Consider the following 22,113-nt stretch of genomic DNA (forward strand, 5'->3'; position numbering starts at 1 on the left):
CCCTAGCCGAGCTGTTTGTCCACGAAACACCATCGCCAGGTCTCGCCGGGCTCGAAGCTGCGCATCACCGGGTGCCGGCTCTCGTGGAAGTGCCGGGTCGCGTGGCGGCGCGGCGAGGAGTCGCAGCACGCGACGTTGCCGCACTTGAGGCACATCCGCAGGTGCACCCAGGTCGTCCCCTCCTCGACGCAGGCCGCGCAGGTGTCCGGCGAGCTGGGATCCCGGTCGACCCACTCGTGGGCCAGGTGCTTGCACGAACCCGCGGTCGCGGCCGGGGTGCGCAGCTCGCGCCCCTCGACGTCGGGTTCCTCGTCGGCCCGGTCGAGCATCGACTCCTCGATGTCGAGGCCCTCCAGGACCTTCCGCAGGACGTCGTCGTCGGCGCTGCCGGCGGCACGGGCCTTCAGGAACTGCTCGCGTTCCACCTCGAGGAGCTGGATCCGCAGCCGGCGGTAGGCGTCGCTGGGCGTCTCGGCCAGCACGCTCTGCCGGCCGAGCTGCTCCCACGCCGAGTCGGACCGGTTCTGCAGCCGGTCGCGGATGCGCTGGATGATCTCGGGCGGGTCGTCGGGCTGCCGGATCTCCTCGAGCTTCGCCAGCGCCGCGGTGGTCATGTCGTGCAGCACGGACGCCTCCTGCAGCGCGTCCTCGGCCGGGTCCGGCCGGGGCAGGCGCAGCCGCCGGATCAGCGGCGGCAGCGTCATGCCCTGCACGGCGAGGGTGCCGGCCACGACGACGAATGCGGCGAGCACCAGCACGGCGCGCTGCGGGGTGTCCGTCGGCAGCACGAACGCGGCGGCGAGCGTCACGACCCCGCGCATCCCCGCCCAGGAGATCACCGCGGAGTAGCGCCACGGCCAGATCTTCGCCTGCGCCTTGTTCGGCAGCAGCCGCCGTTCGAGCCGTTTCACGGTGCCGATGCCGATCAGCCATAGCATCCGCGTGAGGATCGTCGCGGCGAGCACCGCCACGCAGATCCAGGTCAGCAGCCCCAGCGAAAGCCCGGATTCGCTGACCTCGCTGAGGATCCGCCGCAGCTGCAGGCCGATCAGCAGGAAGACCATGTTCTCCAGCAGGAACGCGATGGTCTGCCAGTTCAGCCTGCTGGCCAGGCGCGCGGAGCCGGAGAGGATCTTCGGGGCCTTGTGCCCCAGGATCAGCCCGGCGACGACCACCGCGAGCACGCCGGACCCGTGGATCGCCTCGGCCGGGATGTAGGCGATGAACGGCACCGCGAACGACAGCGCGGTGTCGAGCACCGGCTCGTTCATCCGCGCCCGGATGAACGCCGCCGCGAACCCGATGACCAGGCCGACCACGATCCCGCCGATGGCCGCGCGCAGGAAGTCGGCGCCGACCTGCCAGAGGCTGACCGAGCCGGCCAGCGCGGCGACGGCCGTGCGCAGGGCGACCAGCGCGGCCGCGTCGTTGAACAGGCTCTCGCCTTCGAGCAGCCGGATCAGCTTGCGGGGCATGCCGACGCGGCGCGCGACGACGCTGGCGGCGACCGCGTCCGGCGGGGCGACGATGGCGCCGAGCGCGATCCCGCCGGCCAGCGGCAGGCCGGGGATCACCGCCCAGGCGACCAGGCCGACACCGAAGGCGGTGAACACGACCAGCCCGACCGACATCAGGCCGATCGCGCCGCGGTTCTTGCGGAAGTCCACGAGGGACGTCTGGATGGCCGCCGAGTACAGCAGTGGCGGCAGCAGGCCGAGCAGCACGACCTCGGGGTCCAGGTGGTACTCGGGGACGCCGGGCACGTAGGACGCGCCGACGCCGACGACGATCAGGCACAGGGGTGCGGACCAGTCCAGCCGCCGCGCGAGGGCGCTGACGATGAGGACGGTCACGACCAGGGCCACTATCTCTGCCGCGATGTGCACGGGGTAATCATCACCCGGACCGTCGTGGCGGTGTGCCGCGCGGGTCCGTTCTGGTTGAATCTTCCCCGGCTCGGGGAGCGGACGCCGCCATCTCCTCCGGCCCTGCCTGATCCGTTTCGTCCGATCATGGAGGGTTCTGATGGCGGTCTCACGGACCAGACGTGTGCTGTGGCTCGGCCTGGTGGCCGCGCTGACGGCCGCGGCGCTGGCGGGAAGCGGGTCGGTCGCCTCGGCGGCGCCCGTCCCGTTCAGCAGTGTCGTCCCGGCGCCGGCGAGCGCGGTCCCGGCGAGCGGGGTGACGTTCACCCTCGGCTCCGGCGTCGCGATCTCCGCCGACGTCGCCGCGATCGGCGAGCAGCTCGCGACGACCCTGCGCCGGTCCACCGGCTACACGATCCCGGTGCACTCACCACCGTCCGGCACCGACGGCGTCCGGCTGCTGCTCTCGGGCGCCCCGGATTCGGTCGGTGACCAGGGGTACCAGCTCGACGTCACGGCGTCCGGCGTGGTCGTGCGGGCCCGGCAGGCCGCGGGCCTGTTCGCCGGCGTCCAGACGCTCTTGCAGCTGCTCCCGCCGGCCGCGCAGGGCGCCACCGTGACGACGGGGCCGTGGGTGCTGGCCGGCGGCCGGATCACCGACCGGCCGCGGTTCGGCCACCGCGGCGCGATGCTCGACGTAGCCCGGCACTTCTTCACCGTCGCCCAGGTCGAGCGGTACGTCGATCAGCTCGCCCGCTACAAGGTGAACACGCTGCACCTGCACCTGGCCGACGACCAGGGCTGGCGGATCGTGATCAACGGCTGGGAGCGGCTGGCGACCTACGGCGGCAGCACCCAGACCGGCGGCGGGCCGGGCGGTTACTACACGCAGGCCGACTACGCGGCGATCGTCGCCTACGCGCAGGCGCGGTACATCACGGTCGTCCCGGAGATCGACATGCCGGGCCACACGAACGCCGCGCTGGCCTCCTACGCCGAGCTGAACTGCGACGGCAAGGCGCGCCCGCTCTACACCGGCACCGACGTCGGGTTCAGTTCGCTGTGCACGTCGAAGGAGATCACGTACACCTTCCTCGACGCCGTCCTCGGCCAGCTCGCCGCGTTGACGCCGGGGCAGTACCTGCACATCGGCGGCGACGAGGCGGCGTCGACGAAACCGGCGGACTACAAGACGTTCATGAACCGCGTCCAGCAGCTCACCGCGTCGCACGGCAAGAGCGCGGTGGCCTGGCACGAGGTCGTCAACGCGACCCCGGCGGCCGGCACCGTCGCGCAGTTCTGGGACACCACGACGAGCAACAGCGCGGTGGCGACGGCGACGAAGAACGGGACGAAGCTCGTGCTGTCCCCGGCGAACCACGCCTACCTCGACATGAAGTACACGTCGAGCTCGCCGATCGGGCAGGACTGGGCCGGGCTGGTCGAGGTCAAGAAGGCCTACGACTGGAACCCCGGCGCGTACCTGTCCGGCGTCGCCGAGTCCGCCGTCTCCGGCGTCGAAGCTCCACTGTGGACGGAGACGGTCAAGACGAGCGCCGACGTCGAGTACCTGGCTTTCCCGCGGCTCGCCGCGATCGCCGAACTCGGCTGGTCGCCGCAGAGCACGCACGACTGGACGGCCTTCTCGAAGCGGCTCGCCACCCAGGGACCGCTCTGGAAACTGCTGGGGCTCAAGTACTACAAGTCGCCGCAGGTGCCCTGGCCGGCCGGTTCCTAGCCGCGGCGGCGGCGCAGGTACAGCCCGAGTCCGCCGAGCAGGGCCACCGCGCCGCCCGCCCAGGCCAGCCCGGCGCCCCACACCGGGCCGAGCGACATGCCCTCGTCGTAGTGCGGCCGGGCCGGCTCCGGCACGGTCGCGGCGATTTCGTCGACGCGCTGCTGGATGCGGGCCCGGTCGACCGTCGACAGCGAGTCCGCGCCCAGGTTCTTCGCCAGCGCTTCGACGTCGTCGTTCTGCGCGTCGCTGAAGCCCGGGAAGCGCACCGAGGACCCGCCGCGCGGCAGGCAGGCCAGCACCACGCCGTCGGACTCGTCGAAGTGCACCTCACCCGACCCGCACTCCGCGCCCGGTCTCGCGAAGTCGGCGACGTACGCGGTGTCGGCGGCGTGCTGTTCCGCGACGCCGGCGAGCACCGCGGCCGCGCCGATCGCGGTGAGGGCGACGAGCAGGACGACCGACAGGACGCGGAGCACCATGCGGGCATTGTCCGCCTAGGCTGGCTTCGTGACGATGGCAGAGATCGCGGGTGGCGCGGTGCGCGGCTCCGCGCGGGACGGGGTCAGGACGTTCCTCGGCGTGCCGTACGCCGAGCCGCCGGTGGGGGAGCTGCGCTTCCGCGCGCCGCGCCCGGCGCCGGCGTGGTCCGGCGTCCGCGACGCGACCGGCTGGGCGCCCCGGGCGCCGCAACCCGAGCTGACCGGGCGGGGCTTCACCGGCGACGAGGACTGCCTCTACGTCAACGTCTACGCGCCGGACGCGCCCGGCCCGTACCCGGTGCTCGTGTGGATCCACGGCGGAGGCGGCGTGATGGGGGCGCCGCACCAGTTCGACGGGTCCGCGCTGGCCCGGCGCGGGGTGGTCGTGGTGACCGTCGCCTACCGGCTCGGCGTCCTGGGCATGCTGCACCTGCCCGGCGTCGCCGACTCGAACCTCTCCCTGCGCGACCAGGTCGCCGCGCTGGAGTGGGTACGCGGCAACGTCTCCGCGTTCGGCGGCGACCCGGCGCGGGTGACGCTCGCCGGGCAGTCCAACGGCGGCCGCACGGTCGGCACGCTGCTGGCCGTGCCCGCCACGCGCGGGCTGGTCGGCCAGGCGATCGTGCAGAGCGGCACCGGCGTCGGCGCGGTGGTGCACACCCCGGCCGAGGGCGCGGCGATCGCGTCGCAGGTGCTGGCCGAGCTCGACGTCTCGCCCGCCGAGCTGGCGACACTGCCGGTGACGCGGATTCTCGAAGCGCAGCAACGGGTTTCGGCCGCCTCGGGCACCAAGGTCACCTACCGCGTGGTCGTCGACGGCGACCTGCTGCCCGAACGCCCGCTCGACGGCGTCCGCCGAGTCCCGCTGCTCATCGGGACGACGGCCGACGAGGAAGACCTGTTCAGCTGGCTGCAGTCGGGCGGCGCGAAGCTCCTGGGCGTGGGCTCGACGATGCTGACGCCCGCCGAGGTCGAGAAGGCCGTCGCGGCGTACGCCGAGCTGCTCGACTGGCCCGAGGACCAGGTCCGCAACCGGGCGCTGACGGCGGGGGACTGGTGGATCCCGGCGATCCGGTTCGCCGAGAAGCAGCGCGACGCCTGGATGTACCGCCTCGACTGGCGGATCGCGCCCCGCGGCCGTGGCCTCGGCGCACCGCACGGGCTCGACCTGCCGCTGACGTTCGACGACATCGGCAACAGGAACTGGCGGTTCCTCTTCGCCGGCCGCAAACGCCCGACCGAGCGCTTCCAGGCGCTGGCGACGGAGATGTCGGACGCCTGGGTCCGGTTCATCGCCACCGGCGACCCGGGCTGGCCGCGCTACACGCCACTCGACCGCGTCACACGCCTCTTCGACGACGTCAGCACCACGGTCCCCGACCCGGACCGCGCCCAGCGCCAGCTCTGGGACACCCTTCAAGCCGTGAATGGCACATCGAAGGACTCAGAGTCCCTCGATGTGCCATTCACGGACTTGGGCTAGACGGTGATCTTGTCGACGTTCGGGCCGCCGTTGGCGGTCGTCGCGGTCGTCTTGATCTTGTTCGCCCCGGCGGTCAGCGTCACGTGCACCGTGACCGTCTGCCAGGTGTCCCAGTTCCCGGTGCCGCCGAAGGCGAGCGCGGACGCCACCTTCGTGCCGTTCACCGAGACGTCCATCGGGCGGTTCACCGTGGTGCCGTTGGCGTACCGCAGGACGACGTCGGCGGGGCCGGCGGCGGCCGCGTCGACGGAGAACTCCACCGCGCTGCCGGTCGCGTTGTCGTAGTTGACGAACCCGCTGCCGGTGAAGCCGGTGTGGTTCGACTCCGCGACACCGCTGGTGATCGTGGCGTCCTCGGCCTGGTGGTCGGCCGGGTTGCCGGGACCGGCCGTGCCGTCCGCCGGCACCGTCTTCGTGCCGGTGTTCCAGCCCGCGACCCGCACGGACGGCTTGGCGCCCTTGAGGTCCGCGGTCCGGTACGTCGCGGTCAGCGTGGCCGACTCGCCGGGCCAGAGGCTGACCTGGTTGTCGGTCCACTTCACCGGCAGCACCGGTGCGCCCGCCGCGCCGAGGACGTGCGCGTCGACGAAGAACGCCGGCAGCTTGCCGGTGGAGCTGTTCTTCAGCGTCACCTTGGTGGTCGTGGTGCCGTCGGAGCCGGCCGCCGAAGTCGCCGCCGTGTCGACCGCCACCTGGCCGAGGCCGTTCAGCCCGGACAGGTCGGCGTACGACGTCGTCGGCGTGTAGTACCAGTCGCTGTTGTCCCAGTCGAGCGTGTCGGCCTTGGTGGAGAGCCAGTAGACGTTGCGGCTGACCTCCTTGCCCGACGGGTCGGTCAGGACCAGCTTCGCCAGGTACGTCGTCGACAGGCCGCTCACCGCGGGGATGGTGAGCGCGGTGGTCTTCGCGCCGTCACCGCCCACCGAGAGCGTCTTCGACTGGGTGAACTTCTCCGTCCCGTCGAGGTTGTAGAGCTTGACCGACGCGGTCAGGTTCGACGCCGCGTCGTGGTTGTGGTTGACCACCACGACGGACTTCGTGTCGTACGAGTACTGGATGTGCAGCGGCTCGTTCGCCTTCTTCGCCCCGAAGTAGGAGCCGTTCTGGTCGAGGTAGGCGTCGAACAGCTGCCAGTGCAGCGACGTCCAGCCGCTGTTGAGCATCCAGTAGATGATCCCGGTCGACGGGTTCGAGCTGTCGCTGAAGTTGCGCGAGTGCGACTCGAACTCGGCGCGGACGTTCTCGTACTGCGCCAGCTGCGCCTTGCGGACGAAGTCGTCCAGGCTCGCCGGCTTGCCGTAGCGGCCGGTCAGCGCGTCGCCGTAGAGCTTCAGGTTGGCGAACGTCGAGGACGACGACCGGTGGTACTGCGCGGTCGACGGGCTCTTCCACAACGTGTCCAGCTCACTCGGCGACATCATCCGCTTGAGCGTGTCCATCGTCGGGATGTCCGGCCCGGCGCTGGTCTCGGAGTTGAAGCCCCACGCACCGCCCAGATCGGAATGCGCCTTGTCGTACCAGTAGTTCGGCGGGACGTAGTCGTACGGCCCGTTCATCTTCATGCCGGACGCGCCGAGCTGCGGCGACGACTTCGCCGACGCGGCCGGGACCACCGGGGTGGGCCAGTCCGCGGCGGTCAGCGCGTCGAGGTAGTTCTTCTCGATCGTCGCGTCGGGCGCGAAGTCACTGCCGATGAGGAAGGAGATGACGCTCGGGTGGTCGCGCAGGCGTTCGGCCTCCGCGGTCATCGACGCCTTGGCGACCGGGTAGTCGGCGGCGGTCCAGGGGTCGCCCTTCTCGCTGCCGTTGACCTGGCCTTCCCACTTGTCGCAGCACTCCCAGCCGGGCAGCGTGAGCACGCCCATCCGGTCGGCGAGGTCGAAGAACTCGTCCGGCTCGATGTGCCCTTCCAGGCGCACGGTGTTGAGCCCGAGATCCTTGACGTAGGCGAGCTTGTCCGCCGCGTACTGCTGGTTCCAGCGCAGGAACAGGTCCGGCGAGTAGCCGCCGCCCTTGATCAGCAGCGGGCGTCCGTTGATCGTGTACGACCGGCCGCCGCCGGCGTTCTTCGGCGCCTTGACCTCGCGCACGCCGAAGCTCTCGTGGGAGGTGTCCGACGCCGCGCCGCCGACGCTCGCGGTCAGGTCGAGGTCGTAGAGCGGCTGCCCGCCCATCCCGGCCGGCCACCACACCTGCGGGTTGTCGATCCCGATCACCGGGAAGGTGACGGTCTTCTTTTCCTTGGCCGCCAGGGAAACGGTCTGGCTGATCGCCTTGCCGGCGACCGTGCCGGACACGACGGCCGAGACCGCGGCCGCCGAGTCGTTGCGGACGTCGGCCTTGACGGTCAGGTCGGCGTGCGTCGTCCCGGTCAGCCTCGTGACGACGTGGCCGCCGCGCAGCGCGACCGGCCCGCTGCGGCGCACGAGGACGTCCCGCACGATGCCCATGTTCTGGTCCGGCGGGGTCTGCGCCCAGTCGATCCAGCCCATCGACAGGTCCTTGTCGGGGTCGTTCGGGTAGACCTTGAACGCGACGCTGTTCGTGCCCGCCTTGACCTGTGCGGTGATGTCCAGGTCCTGGCGGGTGTAGGCGCCGGTGACCTGCGCCTTGTCCGCGATCTTCGTCCCGTTGACCCAGACGTCGGCCTTGGACAGCACGCCGCTGAAGTCGAGGTAGGTGCGCTGGGTGGTGTCGGTGACGGTGAGGTCGGTGCGGTACCACCACGGGACCTTGAAGTCCGCGGTCGGCACGTTCTTCATGTTCGTCGAGTAGAACGGGTCGGCGTACTTGCCGTTGGCGAGCAGCCCGGCGTAGACGGTCGAGCGCGGGCCGACGGGGTACCAGCCGGCGGTGTTGAAGCCCGGCTTCGAGACCGCCGGGTCGTCACTGACCTGGGCCGAGGACTGGATCAGGAAACCGGGGACCGCGGTGGCCGGCCCGGCCGCGGCGACGGTGGCTCCGGCCGGCACCTGCCCGCCGGCGGCCGCCGGGACGGCCGCCCCGCCCAGCGCGACGGCGAGCGTGACCGCCGCCAACAGCGTCGTCGTGGTTCTTCTTTGCCGATGACTCACTAGCGCGCCTCCTAGGCACCACGGCGGCGAGGAAAGGTGACCATCGTTAGGGAGCTTTCCTAACAATTGCGGACGATAGTAGCGGCCCGGTCACCCCGGGAACAGGGGTGTTCGTCCGGTTGGTCAGCTCTGCGCCGCGTGCCACGCGGCCGCCGCGCGCAGGGCCAGCAGGAGCGGCAGCGAGCCGTCTTCCCAGATCCGCCGTGGTAGTGCCCCGCTCAGCGGGACACCCGCGGCCAGCGCGGCGCCGACCGCCGCGAGGTCGACGTCGAAGAGCGTCGCCCCGGCGCTGTAGAGGCGTTCGCCGCTGACCGGGCGAAGGCCGGCGACGTCGCCGCTGTCGACGGCCAGTTCGGTCAGCCCGAAGAACTCCGGCTTCGCGCCGCGCTCCATCCAGCGCGCGAAGCCGACCAGCCGGGTCTCGTGGACGTCTTCGGGCCTGAGCCCGCTTTCCTCGCACAGTTCGCGTTCCATGCCCGCGCGGACGGCGTCGTGCAGCAGCCGCCGGGGTTCGCCGTCCGCGGTCCGCAGGTCACGGGGTTCGAGCGAGCCGCTGCCCGAGGGCGCCAGCAGCAGCCCGCTCGCGGCGTTGAGCGACGACTGCCGGACGGTGACGAGCTTGCCGTCGGTGGTGAAGGCGACGGTGGAGACGCCGACCAGGTCGGTCAGGGTGCTGCTGCTCAACGTCCGCAGCGCGCCCGCGGAGTCGGTGAGCTCGGCCTTGCGGAGGTCGTACTCTTCGCCGGTTTCGCCGCGGGTGATGCGCAGCGTGCCGAGCTCGTTCGAGCAGACGGCGTCGAAGAACCGCGCCCGGTGCAGCCGGATCGGCGCGGGCCGGGCGCCGGCGGCGGGCAGTGGATCGCCGTGCATGCCGACGACCGGGCCGTTGAAGAGCAGCCGCCCGCGGGCGCGCAGCGGAAGGACGTGCGGCGCGGTCGCCTTCAGCGCGGGCGGCAGCCGGTAGGGCTCCTCGGCGACGGTGATCGTGTGCTGCGCCGCCCACAGATCCCGGTCGATCGCGGCGCTGACCAGCGCGGTCCCCCGAGCGGGCACGGCGAGGTAGCCCGACGGCGGATAGGCGGCGGGCGGCGGCAGGTCGTCGGTCGGGAAGGGCGCGGCGATCGTGGTGAACTCGAACCCGGCCCAGCGACGGCGCAGCAGCCGGACGTCCCGGGTGAAGGTGGTGATCCCGAGCCCGAGCGCGACGACCGAGAGCGCGATGCCGACGGCGCTGGGCAGAATGGTGACGACGCCGAGCAGCACCCCCAGCCCGGACGCGGCGAGCGGCCATTCCCGCGCGCCGATGAAGCCGAAGTAGTCCGCCTTCGCCCGGGCGCGGCGCGTCAATTTCCCCATCGCCGCCCAGTTTTAGCACGGCGGAGGTGGTGCGTGGGACGGGTTTCGGCGACTGCCCTTGATCCGGTCCGCCCGGCCTCAGGTTTGCGTGATCCCGAGGTCGGCCTTGAAGAGGGCGACCACCTCGAGCCGGCGGCGATCGACCGCGGCCAAGGTCGTCTGCTCGACGCCGACGCCCTCGGCGAGCTTCGAGTGCACGTCGACGATCGTGCCGGTGAGGTCCCGGACCGGCCCGGACACCTCGCGATCGGCGAGGACTTCGATCTCGGCCGTGACGGCGTGCAGCCGGGCGTCCTCGGTGCGGGTCCGCTGGCCCGCCATCGCCTGGCCGTAGCTCGCGCTGATCGAGCGCAGGAATTCGGCGTACGCGGCCTGCTTCAGCTTGCCGAGCGCGTCGTCCCGCTGCCACCGGTGGGCGCGCGACGCCTGCAGGTGCTGGAGGGCACCACCGAAGAGGACACCGAGCAGGGTCCCGGCCACGCCGACGATGACGGTGCCCATCCGGCCGCCTCAGGCTTCCGCGTCGAGGTAGACCCACTGGCCGGCGTCGCGCCGGAAGCGGCTGTTCTCCTCCATGAAGGCGTCGTGGCCCCGGTGGCGGTAGTGCGCGCGGAACTCGACCGTGCCCTCGTTGTGCAGCAGGCCGCCGCCGGTGCGGGCGAGGATCTCCAGGCGTGTCCACTCCTGGCCGGCGTCGAGCGACAGTTTCCGCGGCCGGGTGTCCGGGTGCCAGGTGCGCAGCAGGTAAGCGGCGTCCCCGACGGCGAAGGCGCTGAACCGGGACCGCATCAGCAGCTCGGCGGTCGGCGCCGCCAGGCCGCCGTCGTGGAACCGGCCACAGCAGGCGGCGTAGGACCCGGTGAGGCCGCACGGGCAGGAAGCGGGAGACATCGGGGAATTGTGCCACGTCGCTGCCTGCCCGGTGCGGCCGTCCTTTGTGGACTAGTCCGCGTTGACCGGCTTGCCGCTCTCGCGCGCCTCCTGGGCGCCGCGCACCGCGAGGCGGTCCGCTCGCTCGTTGCCCGGGAGGCCCGCGTGGCCCTTCACCCAGAGCCACTCGACTTCGTGCTCGCGGACGGCTTCGTCGAGGCGCTGCCACAGGTCCGCGTTCTTGACCGGCTCGCGCGCCGCGGTCTTCCAGCCGTTGCTCTTCCACCGCGGCAGCCACTGCGTGATGCCGTTGCGCACGTACGTGCTGTCGGTGAACACCCGGACCTGCGACGGCCGCTTCAGGCTCTCCAGCGCGCGGATCGGCGCTGTCAGCTCCATGCGGTTGTTCGTCGTCGGGGTGGCTTCGCCGCCGTACAGCTCGCGCTCGTGCCGCCCGTACGTCAGCACCGCGCCCCAGCCGCCGGGTCCCGGGTTTCCGCTGCACGCGCCGTCGGTGTAGATCTCCACGGCCTGTCCGTCCTCGCCTGCCACGGCGGCGACCCTACCGGTCGTCCTGCCCTCGCCCCGGGCCACCACGCCGGGGTTACGGTGGAGATCCGGAACGGAGTGGGAGGGGCTCCGATGAGCGGGCACGACGCGAGTGACACGCCCGAGGGCGCACTGCTGGCCTACCTCACCGACGCCGACCGCGAGTACCTGCTCGCCCAGGGCGTCCGCCGCCGCTTCCGCGCCGACGACTACGTGCTCATGGAAGGCGACCCGTCCGACCACGTCCACGTGCTGGTCTCGGGCTGGGTGCGGATCTCGAAGATCGTCGAGGACGGCCGCGAGGTGCTCTTCGGCCTGCGCGGCCCCGGCGAAGTGCTGGGCGAACTGGCGGCGATCAACGGCTGGGCGCGCACGGTGTCGTGCCGCGCCATCGAACCGTGCCAGGTCGTCCAGTTGACCGGTGCCCAGTTCCTCGCCGTGCTGCGGGCCCGGCCCGAGATCGCCATCGCGACGATCAAGACCGTCGCCGTCCGGCTGCGCGCCGCCGAGAACGCGCGCGTCGCCTCGGCGGCCTACGACGTGAGCCATCGGGTCGCGGTCCACCTCGTGCGGCTGGCCGAAGAGCACGGCCGTACCGTGCCGGAGGGCATCGTGATCGAGGCGGGATTCTCGCAGGAAGACATGGCGGGGCAGGTCGGCGCCGCCCGCCGGACCGTCGCTCGGGCGCTGGCCGTCCTGCGGGAGCGGGGCGTTGTCGAGACCGGCCGCAAACGCATCCTCATCCGCCGGATGCACGTCCTGCGCGCCCTGGCCCGTTCTGAGCCAAACGGCACACAAGGCCCGTGACAACGGGCATCTGCCCCACGCGCTCCTCGCGTCATTCTGGAATCGGCCGGAAAAGAAAAGAGATGCCACCGGCCGGAATCCGTTTTTGAGCGAGGCTCGGGGGAGTGCTTGTCGTGAACGTCTACTGCAAAATCCGGACCCTGGTGAAGTCCGTTTCCGCCGCGTTCGCCATCGGCGTGATCGCGGGATTGCTGGTGGCCTCCGGAGATGCCGTGACGCCGGCCGCACCGGCCCCCGCCTCGTCCTGGGTGCAGCGATGAGGAGGTGTGTGATGGAGAGCCACTCGATCTGGGCGCTGATCTTCGGCGCGAACTGACGCACCCGCGGTGCGGCCCGGCCGGCCGGCTCGTGGGGGGTCGACCGGCCGGGCTATTCGCGGGCGCACGAACTGTCCCCCTTTTGTCATTCCACCGCGGAACCGCCACTGGTAGCGTGACGAGCCGTTCCGCGGCTCCCTTTCCGCCGCAGCGAGGAGGGCCCGTGACGGCGGAGAACTCCTTCCCGTTCGTGCGCGAGCTGAACGAGCTGCGCCGCGGCCGCGGTCTGGACGCCACCGACCTGCACCAGCGGATCGGGCCGTGCCTGCGCGAGGCGTGCGGGATCGCCGAAGCCGACTCGCCCGCCGCCGCGCGGCACAAGCTCGTCCTGCGGCTCACCGAGCTCTGCGGCCGGCTGCCCCCGGACCTGCGGCTGGCCGCGCTGGCGGCACTGGGCCTGCACGAAGAGGCGGCCGGGGAGTTCCTGGACCGGCGGATCTCGTGGCTGGCCGGCACGCTCGACCGGGACCCGCGCACCGCGCGCCGCCGCATCGACCTCGCCTTCCGCCGGCTCGACGAGCTGCTCGGCGAACCCGGCCGGGGCCGGGACCCGCATCCGCTGGCCGGCTGGTACGTCGAGTCGATGAAGGTGATGCTCCGGTTCGACCGCGATCTCCCGGACCTGCAGGAGGAACGCCGGATCGTCGCGGAGGTCGACGAGCTCGACGAACTGGTCCTGTCCTTCAGCGTCCCGGCCGTGCCCGGCACCGACCCGGCGCCCGACATCACCGCCGACGTGCTCTTCGGCGGCGAAATCGTCGAGGCCAAGCAGATTTCGGCGAGCCACGCGCAGTTCGTCATGCGGCTGCCCAGCCCGTTGCGGCTGGGCCAGCGCCACGAGTACGGCATCCGGTTCACCCCGCGGCGGACGTCGTTGCGGCCGTACTACGCCCTCACCCCGTTGCGCCGCTGCGAGGAGTTCTCGGTCCGCGTCCGCTTCGACCGGGCCGATCCGCCGGCCCGGGTGTGGCGGCTCAACGGCGTGCCGGGCCGGGTGATCGACGACGGCGTCGACTCGGGCGACGCGCTGACGGTCAACCGGGTCGGGGAGGTGGGGCTCGAGTTCCACGAGCTGCACCAGGGGCTGAGCTACGGCCTGCAGTGGTCGTTCGACCCCCGGGAGGAATGAGGGAGGCCATGCGCACCGTCCCGCTGGCCGCGACCGTCGTCCGGATCGGGATCGTCGCCCCGAGCCGCGGCCGGACCGCGCGTTCGGTGCACCTCGGCGTCACCCTCGACGCGGTGCTGGACGACGTGTTCGAGCGCGTCCCGGTGCCCTTCCGGACCCCGACCTGGTACCGCCGCCCGGAAGGGGACAACACTACGCTGGTCATCCCGCCGACGGTGCCGCCGCGGTGGGTCGCGACCGGGCTGGTCGGCCTGGTGGACGACGCGCTGGGGCGCCGCAACCGCCACCTCAACGAGTTCGGCCGGCTGCGCCTGCGGCTGGCGGTCGCCCACGGCGACGTCGTGCTGCGCCCGCCCCACTTCGGCGGTGCCGCCGTCGCACTGGCGTCCTGGCTGTGCGACTCCGCGGAGCTGAAGGCGGCGATGACCGCGGCCCCGGAGGCGGACCAGGTGCTGATCGTGTCCGACCGGTTCTACGACGACGCCGCCGGCGAAGGCGAGCACGACCTCGACCCGGCGGTGTTCCGGCGGGTCGTCGTCGCGGCCGGTGGCGGCCGCGAAATCGGCTGGCTGCACACACGTCCGGATGCTGGGACGCGGAATACCGGGCCGGGGGACGGGTTGGCACCGTTGTAGCCGTGTTGCGGGGAGCCCGGTGCGGACCCCCGGACAGGACCGCCGACGGAAGGGCCCAGCGATGAGCACGTTCACGCAGGAGTGGCAGGACTGGAAGACCCGGCGCGAGTCGGACCTCGCCGCACCGCACGGCTGGCTGGCGCTGGTGTCGCTGGACTGGCTGACCGACGCCCCGCGCGAGTACCCGGGCATCCCGGGCCGCTGGTGGCAGGACGCCGACGCGGCGTACGTCGACCCGGCCGGCGCCCCGCTCGAGCACGACGGCCACCCGATCACCGACGTCCGCCGCTTCGAGCTGGTCAACAGCGGCGCGGGCACGCGGGTGCTGGCCGGCGACGTCGAGATCGAGGTCGCCCGCCGCTCGGGGTACCTGATCCGGGTGCACGACCCGAAGGCCGAGGTGCTGCGCGACTTCCACGGCGTCCCGGCGTACGAGCCGTCGCCGTCCTGGGTGGTTCCGGGCCGGTTCGAGCCGTTCGACGCGCCGCGGCCCACCACGGTCGGTGCGGTGGTCGAGGGCCTGAGCCACGTCTACACCGCGCCGGGCCTGGTCCACTTCGAGCACGACGGCGCGTCGCACACGCTGACCGCGTTCAACGGCAAGGAAGGCGGCTTCAGCATCCTGTTCACCGACGGGACGAGCGGGGTGACGACGTACGCGGCCAACCGGTCACTGCCGGTCGGCCCGCCGGCCGCGGACGGCACGGTGACGCTGGACTTCAACCGCGCGGTCAACCTGCCGTGCGCGTTCACCGACTTCGCGACGTGCCCGCTGCCCCCGGCGGGCAACCACCTGGCTTTCGCGGTGGAGGCGGGGGAGAAGATCCCGTACGAGCGCTGACGGGATCTTCTCCGCCACCCGTCAGCCGGCGACGTCGATGACGACGCGGTTGGGCGCGGTGAGCGTGAAGACGTTCACCGTGCTCCGCGACCGCACGCCGAGCCCGATGTTCAGGTGCCCCTCGAAGTCCCCGGTGATCGCGACGGCCATGACGTTGCGCAGGTTCCGCGTCCGGAACTTCTGCGGCCCGGGATAGGTGGAGGCCCCGCTGTCGTCGTGCGCGGCGGCGGCGAACGCGGAGACGTCGATGAAGTACTCCCCGGTGAGCCACACGATGTCCCCGGTCGGGTCGGCGGTGAGCTCGTCGACGAGCCGGTAGCTGACGGTGCCGGGCGCGGTCCCGGCGGTGAGGTCGAGGACGATCCGGTCGAAGCCGGGATTGGCCCCGGTCCGGATGCCGGTCAGAGCGGGAATGGTGGTCGCGGCACCGGCGGGCGCGGCGGCGGCGGTCGCCGTCGCGGTACCGGCGAACAGCAGGACGACGGCGGCGAGCGCGCGTCTGACGGGTCTGGACATGAAGGGCCTCCTGGCGGGTGCGAAACCGGTGGAAGTCCCAGCGCTGGGTAAGAAGGGGACGTCCGGTTCGTCCGGGGAGTTGCCCCGCGTCCGGAACCGTTACCCGGCTGCTCCGAACGTGTCGGCGCCGGTCGTGAGCGGGAAACAGGGTGCCGATCAGGCTTCCCGCTCAGGACCGGGCGATCCGGTCACCAGCCGCGCTCGCGCCACTCCTTCAGCTTCGGACGCTCGGCGACCAGCGTGGAGTCGTCCCCGTGCCCCGGGTAGAACCACGTCTCGTCCGGCAGCTCGTCGAAGATCCGCGCCGACACGTCGTCCACGAGCGACGAGAAGTCCTCCGGCGAGGTAGTCCGTCCCACCCCACCGGGGAACAGCGAGTCCCCGGTGAACAGGTGCGGGTGCCCCGACGGGTCCCGGTACAGCAGCGCGATCGACCCCGGTGTGTGCCCGCGCAGGTGGATCACCGAAAGAGTGACCTGTCCCACCGAAAGTGTGTCCCCGTGCTCCACCAGGAAGTCCGGCGGCACCGGCAACGGCGAAGCGTCCAGCGGATGCGCCGCCGTGTTCGAGCCGTTGGCGCCGGCCACCGCTCCCAGCGCCTGCCAGTGGTCCTGGTGCTGGTGGGTCGTGACGACCGTGCGCAGGGCCGGCCGGTCGGGGCCGTGGCCGATCAGGTCGGAAATGCGCTCCGGGTCGTTCGCCGCGTCGATGAGCAGGGCTTCGTTCTCCTGGCGGCACACCAGCAGGTACGTGTTGTTGTCCATCGGGCCGACGGACAGCTTGGTGATGGTCAGCGCGTCCAGGGTCCGCCGGGAGGCGTCGCCGCCCGGGTCGACGTGCCCGGTGTAGGTCTCCACGATGTTCACCCCGCACACGGTAGTCGGGGCACCGCAAGCGGTTCCACCCGCACAAGCGCCCGCTCACCTCGCCCCGTAGGCTCGCCGGAGCCCCCGCAGGCCGACCACCGCGCCGACCCGTGCCGACCCTGGGAAGACCGTGCCGACGACTCCGACGCCGCCCCCGGTGCGAGGCGTACGCCGGATCAGCTGGGACCTCCTGCGCGTCGTCGCCGTCCTCGCGGTGATCCTCGGCCATGTCACCCACCAGGGTGCACTTCTGCACCCCGAACTCACGGGGTACCCCTTCCGGGTGACCGCGCAGTTCGGGGCGGCGATCCTCCTGGTGATCTCCGCGTTCTTCGTTTGCGCGAGCCTCCGCAAGGGCAATCCGCGCCGGTGGCTGTGGAACCGGATCGCGCGGCTCGTGCCCGCCTACCTGGTCGCGGTGCTCGTCACCTACCTGGTGACGCGGTACGCGGCCATCCGCTTCAGCGGGCTGCCGTTCCCGCCGGGCGTGACCGGCTTCCTCTTCGGCGTGCCGCAGGGCCCGCCGGCGAACCCCGCGCCCTGGTACATCCCGACCTGGCTGGACCTGGTCACCAACCTCGGCATGGTGCAGGAGTGGGGCATCCGCTCGGGCACGTTCTACTACCTCGACGGCTCCTACTGGACGCTGCCGGTGCAGCTGATGGCGTTCACCGGCGCGGCCCTGCTGTGGCCGCGGGCGTGGCGCACCCACCGGCTGACCGTCGCCCTGCTCTGGGCGCTGATCCTCGTCCCGCTCGCGCTCCGCTTCCTCGTCTTCGCCCCGGGGACCGCCGGCCCCGTCGTCGAGACGTTCTACTACGGCCTGGGCCTGCACCGCCTGCACGTCTTCGCGATCGGCGCCGCCCTCTGGCTGTGGTCGCGGGGGAGGCTCGCGCACTGGCACGCCGCCCTCTTCGTGGCCGCCACGATCGCGGCGCAGGACCTGCAGGTGTTCCCGTTCCACGTCGCGCTGCCCCAGGACGCCGAGCGCTGGCCCTCCACGATCGGGTTCGCCGTGCTCCTGCTGCTGGTGTGCCTGGCCGCGCGCGGGCCCGACTGGCGGTTCCCCGGCCTCGCGCGGGTCGCCCCGGCTGTCACGTGGCTCGCGGGCACGTCGTATGGTCTTTATCTGGTACACCAGGAACTGGGTTACATCCTGGCCCGCGCACTCATCGACCTCGGTCTCCCCGGCTGGTTCCGGCTCCCGGTGGTCGTCGCCGCCGTCGTACTGGGCGGCTGGGCGGTCACGTCCTGGGTGGAGCGGCCGGTCCACCGGTGGCTCACCCGCCGCAAGGCGACAGAACCGCAGGTCACAGGCTCGGAGCCGGTTTCTGTCGGTGGTGGCTCGTAGCATGGACGCGGCCGCCCGTGCACCTTCTGGCCCGGGCCGGCAACCAGCTGAGAACGACACTGAAGGGACCCTGGCGTGGCTGATCGCCTCGTTGTTCGCGGCGCCCGCGAGCACAACCTCCGCGGCGTGGATCTCGACCTGCCCCGCGACAGCCTGATCGTGTTCACGGGTCTGTCCGGGTCCGGGAAGTCGAGCCTCGCCTTCGACACCATCTTCGCCGAGGGGCAGCGCCGGTACGTCGAGTCGCTGTCCGCGTACGCCCGCCAGTTCCTGGGGCAGATGGACAAGCCGGACGTCGACTTCATCGAGGGCCTCTCGCCCGCGGTGTCGATCGACCAGAAGTCCACCTCGCGCAACCCGCGCTCGACCGTGGGCACGATCACCGAGGTCTACGACTACCTCCGCCTGCTCTACGCCCGCGCCGGCAAGGCCCACTGCCCCAAGTGCGGCGAGCCGATCAGCAAGCAGACCCCGCAGCAGATCGTCGACCAGGTGCTGGAGATGGACGAGGGCGTCCGCTTCCAGGTGCTCGCGCCGGTCGTGCGCGGCCGCAAGGGCGAGTACGTCGACCTGTTCGAGAACCTGCAGCAGCAGGGGTACGCGCGCGTGGTCGTGGACGGCACGGTGCACGCGCTCACGGACCCGCCGAAGCTGAAGAAGCAGGAAAAGCACCAGATCGGCGTGGTGATCGACCGGCTGAGCGTGAAGTCGAGCTCACGCCAGCGGCTCACCGACTCGGTCGAGACGGCGCTGCGGCTGGCCGACGGGCTGATCGAGCTCGAGTTCGTCGACCTGCCGGAGAACGACCCGCAGCGGATCCGCGGCTTCTCCGAGAACCTGGCCTGCCCGAACGGCCACCCGCTGGCCATCGAGGACCTCGAGCCCCGCTCGTTCTCGTTCAACTCGCCCTACGGCGCGTGCCCGGTCTGCACCGGCATCGGCATCCGCAAGGAGGTCGACCCGGAGCTGGTGGTGCCGGACGACGAGCTGTCGCTGGCCGAGGGCGCGATCGCGCCGTGGGCGGGCGGGCAGAGCGCGGACTACTTCGTCCGGCTGCTCGAGTCGCTGTCGGAGACCATCGGCTTCCGGATGGACACGGCGTGGCGCAAGCTGCCCGCGCGCGCCCAGAAGGCGGTGCTGCACGGCGTCGACGAGCAGGTGCACGTCCGCTACAAGAACCGCTACGGCCGCCAGCGGTCGTACTACGCGAACTTCGAGGGCGTGATCCCGTTCCTCGAACGGCGCCAGGAGCAGACCGAGTCCGAGTACATGCGCGAGCGGTACGAGGGCTATATGCGCGAGGTGCCGTGCCCGACCTGCCAGGGCACCCGGCTCAAGCCGGAGATCCTCGCCGTCACGCTGCAGCACAAGACCCGCGGTGACATGTCGATCGCCGAGGTCTGCGGGCTGTCCATCGCCGAGGCGTCGCAGTTCCTCGACGAGCTGGAGCTCGGCCAGCGCGAGTCGATGATCGCCGGCGCGGTGCTCAAGGAGATCCAGGCCCGCCTGCGCTTCCTGCTCGACGTCGGCCTGACCTACCTCTCGCTCGACCGGGGGTCGGCGACGCTGTCCGGCGGTGAGGCGCAGCGCATCCGGCTCGCCACCCAGATCGGGTCCGGCCTGGTCGGCGTGCTGTACGTGCTGGACGAGCCGTCGATCGGCCTGCACCAGCGCGACAACCACCGCCTGATCGAGACGCTGACCCGGCTGCGGAACCTGGGCAACACGCTGATCGTCGTCGAGCACGACGAGGACACCATCCGCTCCAGTGACTGGGTGGTCGACATCGGCCCGGGCGCCGGCGAGCACGGCGGCCACATCGTCCACAGTGGACCGTACAAGAAGATGCTGAAGAACAAGGACTCGATCACCGGGGCGTACCTGTCCGGGCGCCGCAAGATCGACGTCCCGGCGATCCGGCGGCCGATCGACAAGAAGCGGCAGCTGACCGTCGTGGGCGCGCGTGAGCACAACCTGCGGGCGCTGGACGTGTCGTTCCCGCTCGGCGCCCTGGTCTCGGTCACCGGTGTCTCCGGCTCGGGCAAGTCGACGCTGGTGAACGACATCCTCGCGACGGTGCTGGCGAACAAGCTCAACGGCGCCCGCCAGGTGCCGGGCCGGCACACCCGGGTCAACGGCCTGGCCCAGGTCGACAAGCTGGTGCGGGTCGACCAGTCGCCGATCGGGCGGACCCCGCGGTCCAACCCGGCCACCTACACCGGCGTCTGGGACCACGTCCGCAAGCTGTTTGCGGCGACGACCGAGGCCAAGGTCCGCGGCTACCAGCAGGGCCGGTTCTCGTTCAACGTCAAGGGCGGCCGCTGCGAGGCGTGCGCCGGCGACGGCACGATCAAGATCGAGATGAACTTCCTGCCGGACGTCTACGTCCCGTGCGAGGTCTGCAAGGGCGCGCGGTACAACCGCGAGACCCTCGAGGTGCACTACAAGGGCAAGACCGTCTCGGATGTGCTCGACATGCCGATCGAAGAGGCGGCGCAGTTCTTCGAGCCGATCAAGGCGATCCACCGGCACCTGCAGACGCTGGTCGACGTCGGCCTCGGCTACGTCCGCCTCGGCCAGCCGGCGCCGACGCTCTCCGGCGGTGAGGCGCAGCGCGTCAAGCTGGCCAGCGAGCTGCAGAAGCGCTCGACCGGCAAGACGGTCTACATCCTCGACGAGCCGACCACGGGCCTGCACTTCGAGGACATCAACAAGCTCATCGGCGTGATCAACGGGCTGGTCGACAAGGGCAACTCGGTGATCGTGATCGAGCACAACCTCGACGTGATCAAGACGTCCGACTGGATCATCGACATGGGCCCCGAGGGCGGCAACGGCGGTGGCACGGTGATCGCCGAGGGCACGCCCGAGCACGTGGCCGGGGTCGAGGCGAGCTACACGGGCGAGTTCCTGCGCCACGTCCTCGCGGCCGAGTAGGGCTCACCGCTGCTTGCCGGTGGTCTGGTGGACCACCGGCGAGAGCGGCCCGTAGCGCAGCGCCCGCAGGCGGTAGGCGGCGCCCTGTTCACCCGGAAGGGTGGAGAGGGCGCACGTCGTCGTGTCCGGGTCCGTCACCTCGACCGGGTCGAAGTCCGGCGCGCCGGGGCGGCGGATCTCCAGCAGGAACCCGGCCTCGCCCGCCGAGTGGTCGGACCAGGTGAACGTCACCGTGTCGCCGCCGGCCACCGCGTGCAGCGCCGTCGCGTCCGCGGCCGCCGGCGCGCCCGCGGTCGTCGGCGCCGACACCGGGCCGGTGAACGGCTGCTCCCGGTAGTAGAACGGCGTCTCCGGGATCAGGTCCGGGTGGTGGTAGCTCGTCGTGTGCGGTGGCAGGAACTGCAGCGTCGTCCACGGCCCGGCGGGGTCGTTCGCGTACTCGACCCGATGGCCCGCGTCGTCGTCCGGCCAGTGGAGCACCACGTCGGTGGGAGACGTCAGGGACGCCGTGAAGGGGAGCGCCGGTGCCGCGGCACAGCCCGCGGCCAGGAGCGCCACGCAGAGGAGCGGTTTGACGGACACGGCGGCCTCCCGTGGACATCCGGGCGGCGGCGGGACGGTGATCAGCCTAGGAACCCGCCCGCACGGCGACAAGACCGTGCCGATCACCGGAACACACCAATCCGCCCGCGAACCGGCACCGAACCGCGCGAATCCCCGCTGAACCGTTTCGGCCGGGCGTCCGTGTCTGGGATGTCGAGGTCCGCTGAACGGCGGTGCCGCCCTCACCGAGGAGAAGAACGTGATGAACCGTATCCGGACGGCCGTCGTCTGCGCTGCCGCATTCGCTGTCGTGGCCCCGCTGTCGGCCTGCGGCGACATGGCCTCGGGAGCCGTGGGGCCGGAACACGGCCAGCCCGGGCACGTGATGCTGGCCGCCGCCACGGTGGCGGGAGTCGGCGCGGTCGTCACGGACGCCTCCGACAAGACGCTGTACCGGTTCGACAAGGACCTGTCGCAGCCGCCGACGTCCACCTGCGACGGTGAGTGCGCGGCCACCTGGCCGCCGGTGCTCGCCGGTGAGGCCCCGCCGATGCTCAAGGGCATCCAGGACACCCAGGTCGGCACGCTGACCCGCAAGGACGGCAGCAAGCAGCTCACGCTGAACGGCTGGCCGCTCTACGAGTTCTCGGGCGACAAGGCGGAAGGGCAAGCGAACGGCCAGGGCGTCAACGGCGCCTGGTTCGCCGTCGCGCCGGACGGCAGCAAGATCACCGCGCCGGCCGCCGCCGGCTCCTGA

At 71.6% G+C, this 22,113-nt stretch carries 20 protein-coding genes; 10 read left to right on the forward strand and 10 right to left on the reverse strand.

The genetic code is table 11. The features are described from left to right. Nucleotides 1-2 precede the first annotated feature (2 nt). The gene (locus OG494_RS04460; RefSeq protein ID WP_328452204.1) at nucleotides 3-1,886 is read right to left on the reverse strand and encodes a Na+/H+ antiporter; all 1,884 of its coding nucleotides are present in this window, start codon (nucleotides 1,884-1,886) and stop codon (nucleotides 3-5) included. A gap of 139 nt (nucleotides 1,887-2,025) precedes the next feature. Here OG494_RS04460 and OG494_RS04465 point away from each other — a divergent pair, with 139 nt between their 5' ends. After that, entirely contained in the window at nucleotides 2,026-3,603 is a 1,578-nt protein-coding gene (locus OG494_RS04465) for a beta-N-acetylhexosaminidase (protein WP_328452206.1), read from the forward strand. Here OG494_RS04465 and OG494_RS04470 read toward each other — a convergent pair. After that, nucleotides 3,600-4,082: a hypothetical protein gene (locus OG494_RS04470; protein ID WP_328452208.1), complete on the reverse strand. Its 483-nt coding sequence runs from the start codon at nucleotides 4,080-4,082 to the stop codon at nucleotides 3,600-3,602. The two genes, OG494_RS04465 and OG494_RS04470, sit on opposite strands and share 4 nt — an antisense overlap. Nucleotides 4,083-4,116: 34 nt before the next feature. On the opposite strand from OG494_RS04470, the gene OG494_RS04475 reads away from it, so the two are divergent. Further along, on the forward strand, nucleotides 4,117-5,565 hold the full coding sequence (locus tag OG494_RS04475) for a carboxylesterase/lipase family protein (protein ID WP_442874463.1): 1,449 nt from the start codon (nucleotides 4,117-4,119) through the stop codon (nucleotides 5,563-5,565). On the opposite strand, the gene OG494_RS04480 is transcribed toward OG494_RS04475, so the two are convergent. The 5 genes from OG494_RS04480 to rnhA form a co-directional block, all read right to left on the reverse strand. Beyond that, nucleotides 5,562-8,639: a glycosyl hydrolase 2 galactose-binding domain-containing protein gene (locus tag OG494_RS04480; protein ID WP_328452212.1), complete on the reverse strand. Its 3,078-nt coding sequence runs from the start codon at nucleotides 8,637-8,639 to the stop codon at nucleotides 5,562-5,564. The two genes, OG494_RS04475 and OG494_RS04480, sit on opposite strands and share 4 nt — an antisense overlap. 123 nt (nucleotides 8,640-8,762) lie before the next feature. Further along, nucleotides 8,763-9,995, reverse strand: coding sequence for a hypothetical protein (locus OG494_RS04485; RefSeq protein ID WP_328452213.1), 1,233 nt, complete (start codon nucleotides 9,993-9,995; stop codon nucleotides 8,763-8,765). Nucleotides 9,996-10,073: 78 nt separating this feature from the next. Next, nucleotides 10,074-10,496 carry a hypothetical protein gene (locus OG494_RS04490; protein ID WP_328452214.1) on the reverse strand — a complete coding sequence of 141 codons (423 nt, stop codon included), beginning with the start codon at nucleotides 10,494-10,496 and terminating at the stop codon, nucleotides 10,074-10,076. A 9-nt stretch (nucleotides 10,497-10,505) separates the two neighbouring features. Then, a complete protein-coding gene (locus OG494_RS04495; RefSeq protein WP_328452215.1) occupies nucleotides 10,506-10,886 on the reverse strand; it encodes a YchJ family protein in 381 nt (126 codons plus the stop codon). A 51-nt stretch (nucleotides 10,887-10,937) separates the two neighbouring features. Further along, nucleotides 10,938-11,417, reverse strand: a complete 480-nt coding sequence (gene rnhA, locus OG494_RS04500) for a ribonuclease HI (RefSeq protein WP_247054110.1) — start codon at nucleotides 11,415-11,417, stop codon at nucleotides 10,938-10,940. 90 nt (nucleotides 11,418-11,507) lie between these two features. Between rnhA and OG494_RS04505 the strand changes: the two genes are divergently transcribed. The 5 genes from OG494_RS04505 (at nucleotide 11,508) to OG494_RS04525 (ending at nucleotide 15,143) form a co-directional block, all read left to right on the forward strand. Next, entirely contained in the window at nucleotides 11,508-12,221 is a 714-nt protein-coding gene (locus OG494_RS04505; protein WP_328452218.1) for a Crp/Fnr family transcriptional regulator, read from the forward strand. A 113-nt stretch (nucleotides 12,222-12,334) separates the two neighbouring features. Next, a complete protein-coding gene (locus OG494_RS04510) occupies nucleotides 12,335-12,481 on the forward strand; it encodes a hypothetical protein (protein ID WP_328452220.1) in 147 nt (48 codons plus the stop codon). Between the two features lie 220 nt (nucleotides 12,482-12,701). Then, a complete protein-coding gene (locus tag OG494_RS04515; protein ID WP_328452222.1) occupies nucleotides 12,702-13,667 on the forward strand; it encodes a hypothetical protein in 966 nt (321 codons plus the stop codon). A gap of 8 nt (nucleotides 13,668-13,675) precedes the next feature. Next, nucleotides 13,676-14,302 (forward strand): hypothetical protein, encoded by a 627-nt coding sequence (locus OG494_RS04520; RefSeq protein WP_328452223.1) that lies wholly within the window; start codon nucleotides 13,676-13,678, stop codon nucleotides 14,300-14,302. A gap of 61 nt (nucleotides 14,303-14,363) precedes the next feature. Continuing rightward, a complete protein-coding gene (locus tag OG494_RS04525) occupies nucleotides 14,364-15,143 on the forward strand; it encodes a DUF1684 domain-containing protein (RefSeq protein ID WP_328452225.1) in 780 nt (259 codons plus the stop codon). A 21-nt stretch (nucleotides 15,144-15,164) separates the two neighbouring features. Here the strand turns inward: OG494_RS04525 and OG494_RS04530 are convergent, their stop codons facing one another. Both OG494_RS04530 and OG494_RS04535 read right to left on the reverse strand, forming a co-directional pair. Beyond that, the gene (locus OG494_RS04530) at nucleotides 15,165-15,659 is read right to left on the reverse strand and encodes an AMIN-like domain-containing (lipo)protein (RefSeq protein ID WP_328452227.1); all 495 of its coding nucleotides are present in this window, start codon (nucleotides 15,657-15,659) and stop codon (nucleotides 15,165-15,167) included. Nucleotides 15,660-15,847: 188 nt separating this feature from the next. After that, nucleotides 15,848-16,525 carry an MBL fold metallo-hydrolase gene (locus tag OG494_RS04535; RefSeq protein WP_328452229.1) on the reverse strand — a complete coding sequence of 226 codons (678 nt, stop codon included), beginning with the start codon at nucleotides 16,523-16,525 and terminating at the stop codon, nucleotides 15,848-15,850. Nucleotides 16,526-16,655: 130 nt separating this feature from the next. On the opposite strand from OG494_RS04535, the gene OG494_RS04540 reads away from it, so the two are divergent. Continuing rightward, nucleotides 16,656-17,876 carry an acyltransferase family protein gene (locus OG494_RS04540; RefSeq protein ID WP_328452231.1) on the forward strand — a complete coding sequence of 407 codons (1,221 nt, stop codon included), beginning with the start codon at nucleotides 16,656-16,658 and terminating at the stop codon, nucleotides 17,874-17,876. Nucleotides 17,877-17,951: 75 nt separating this feature from the next. Then, entirely contained in the window at nucleotides 17,952-20,813 is a 2,862-nt protein-coding gene (gene uvrA / locus OG494_RS04545; RefSeq protein WP_328452233.1) for an excinuclease ABC subunit UvrA, read from the forward strand. 3 nt (nucleotides 20,814-20,816) lie between these two features. On the opposite strand, the gene OG494_RS04550 is transcribed toward uvrA, so the two are convergent. Next, nucleotides 20,817-21,395 (reverse strand): fibronectin type III domain-containing protein, encoded by a 579-nt coding sequence (locus OG494_RS04550; protein ID WP_328452235.1) that lies wholly within the window; start codon nucleotides 21,393-21,395, stop codon nucleotides 20,817-20,819. Nucleotides 21,396-21,618: 223 nt separating this feature from the next. Between OG494_RS04550 and OG494_RS04555 the strand changes: the two genes are divergently transcribed. After that, entirely contained in the window at nucleotides 21,619-22,113 is a 495-nt protein-coding gene (locus OG494_RS04555; protein ID WP_328458869.1) for a COG4315 family predicted lipoprotein, read from the forward strand.

The organism is Amycolatopsis sp. NBC_00438, assembly GCF_036026695.1.
GTDB lineage: Bacteria > Actinomycetota > Actinomycetes > Mycobacteriales > Pseudonocardiaceae > Amycolatopsis.

Bases quoted from the DNA above. Each gene is read 5' to 3' on its own strand.
- OG494_RS04555 (WP_328458869.1), top strand. From the start codon at position 21,619: ATGAACCGTATCCGGACGGCCGTCGTCTGCGCTGCCGCATTCGCTGTC.
- OG494_RS04525 (WP_328452225.1), top strand. From the start codon at position 14,364: ATGAGCACGTTCACGCAGGAGTGGCAGGACTGGAAGACCCGGCGCGAG.
- OG494_RS04520 (WP_328452223.1), top strand. From the start codon at position 13,676: ATGCGCACCGTCCCGCTGGCCGCGACCGTCGTCCGGATCGGGATCGTC.
- OG494_RS04505 (WP_328452218.1), top strand. From the start codon at position 11,508: ATGAGCGGGCACGACGCGAGTGACACGCCCGAGGGCGCACTGCTGGCC.
- OG494_RS04485 (WP_328452213.1), bottom strand. From the start codon at position 9,995: ATGGGGAAATTGACGCGCCGCGCCCGGGCGAAGGCGGACTACTTCGGC.
- OG494_RS04470 (WP_328452208.1), bottom strand. From the start codon at position 4,082: ATGGTGCTCCGCGTCCTGTCGGTCGTCCTGCTCGTCGCCCTCACCGCG.
- OG494_RS04475 (WP_442874463.1), top strand. From the start codon at position 4,117: ATGGCAGAGATCGCGGGTGGCGCGGTGCGCGGCTCCGCGCGGGACGGG.
- OG494_RS04490 (WP_328452214.1), bottom strand. From the start codon at position 10,496: ATGGGCACCGTCATCGTCGGCGTGGCCGGGACCCTGCTCGGTGTCCTC.
- OG494_RS04465 (WP_328452206.1), top strand. From the start codon at position 2,026: ATGGCGGTCTCACGGACCAGACGTGTGCTGTGGCTCGGCCTGGTGGCC.
- OG494_RS04530 (WP_328452227.1), bottom strand. From the start codon at position 15,659: ATGTCCAGACCCGTCAGACGCGCGCTCGCCGCCGTCGTCCTGCTGTTC.
- OG494_RS04495 (WP_328452215.1), bottom strand. From the start codon at position 10,886: ATGTCTCCCGCTTCCTGCCCGTGCGGCCTCACCGGGTCCTACGCCGCC.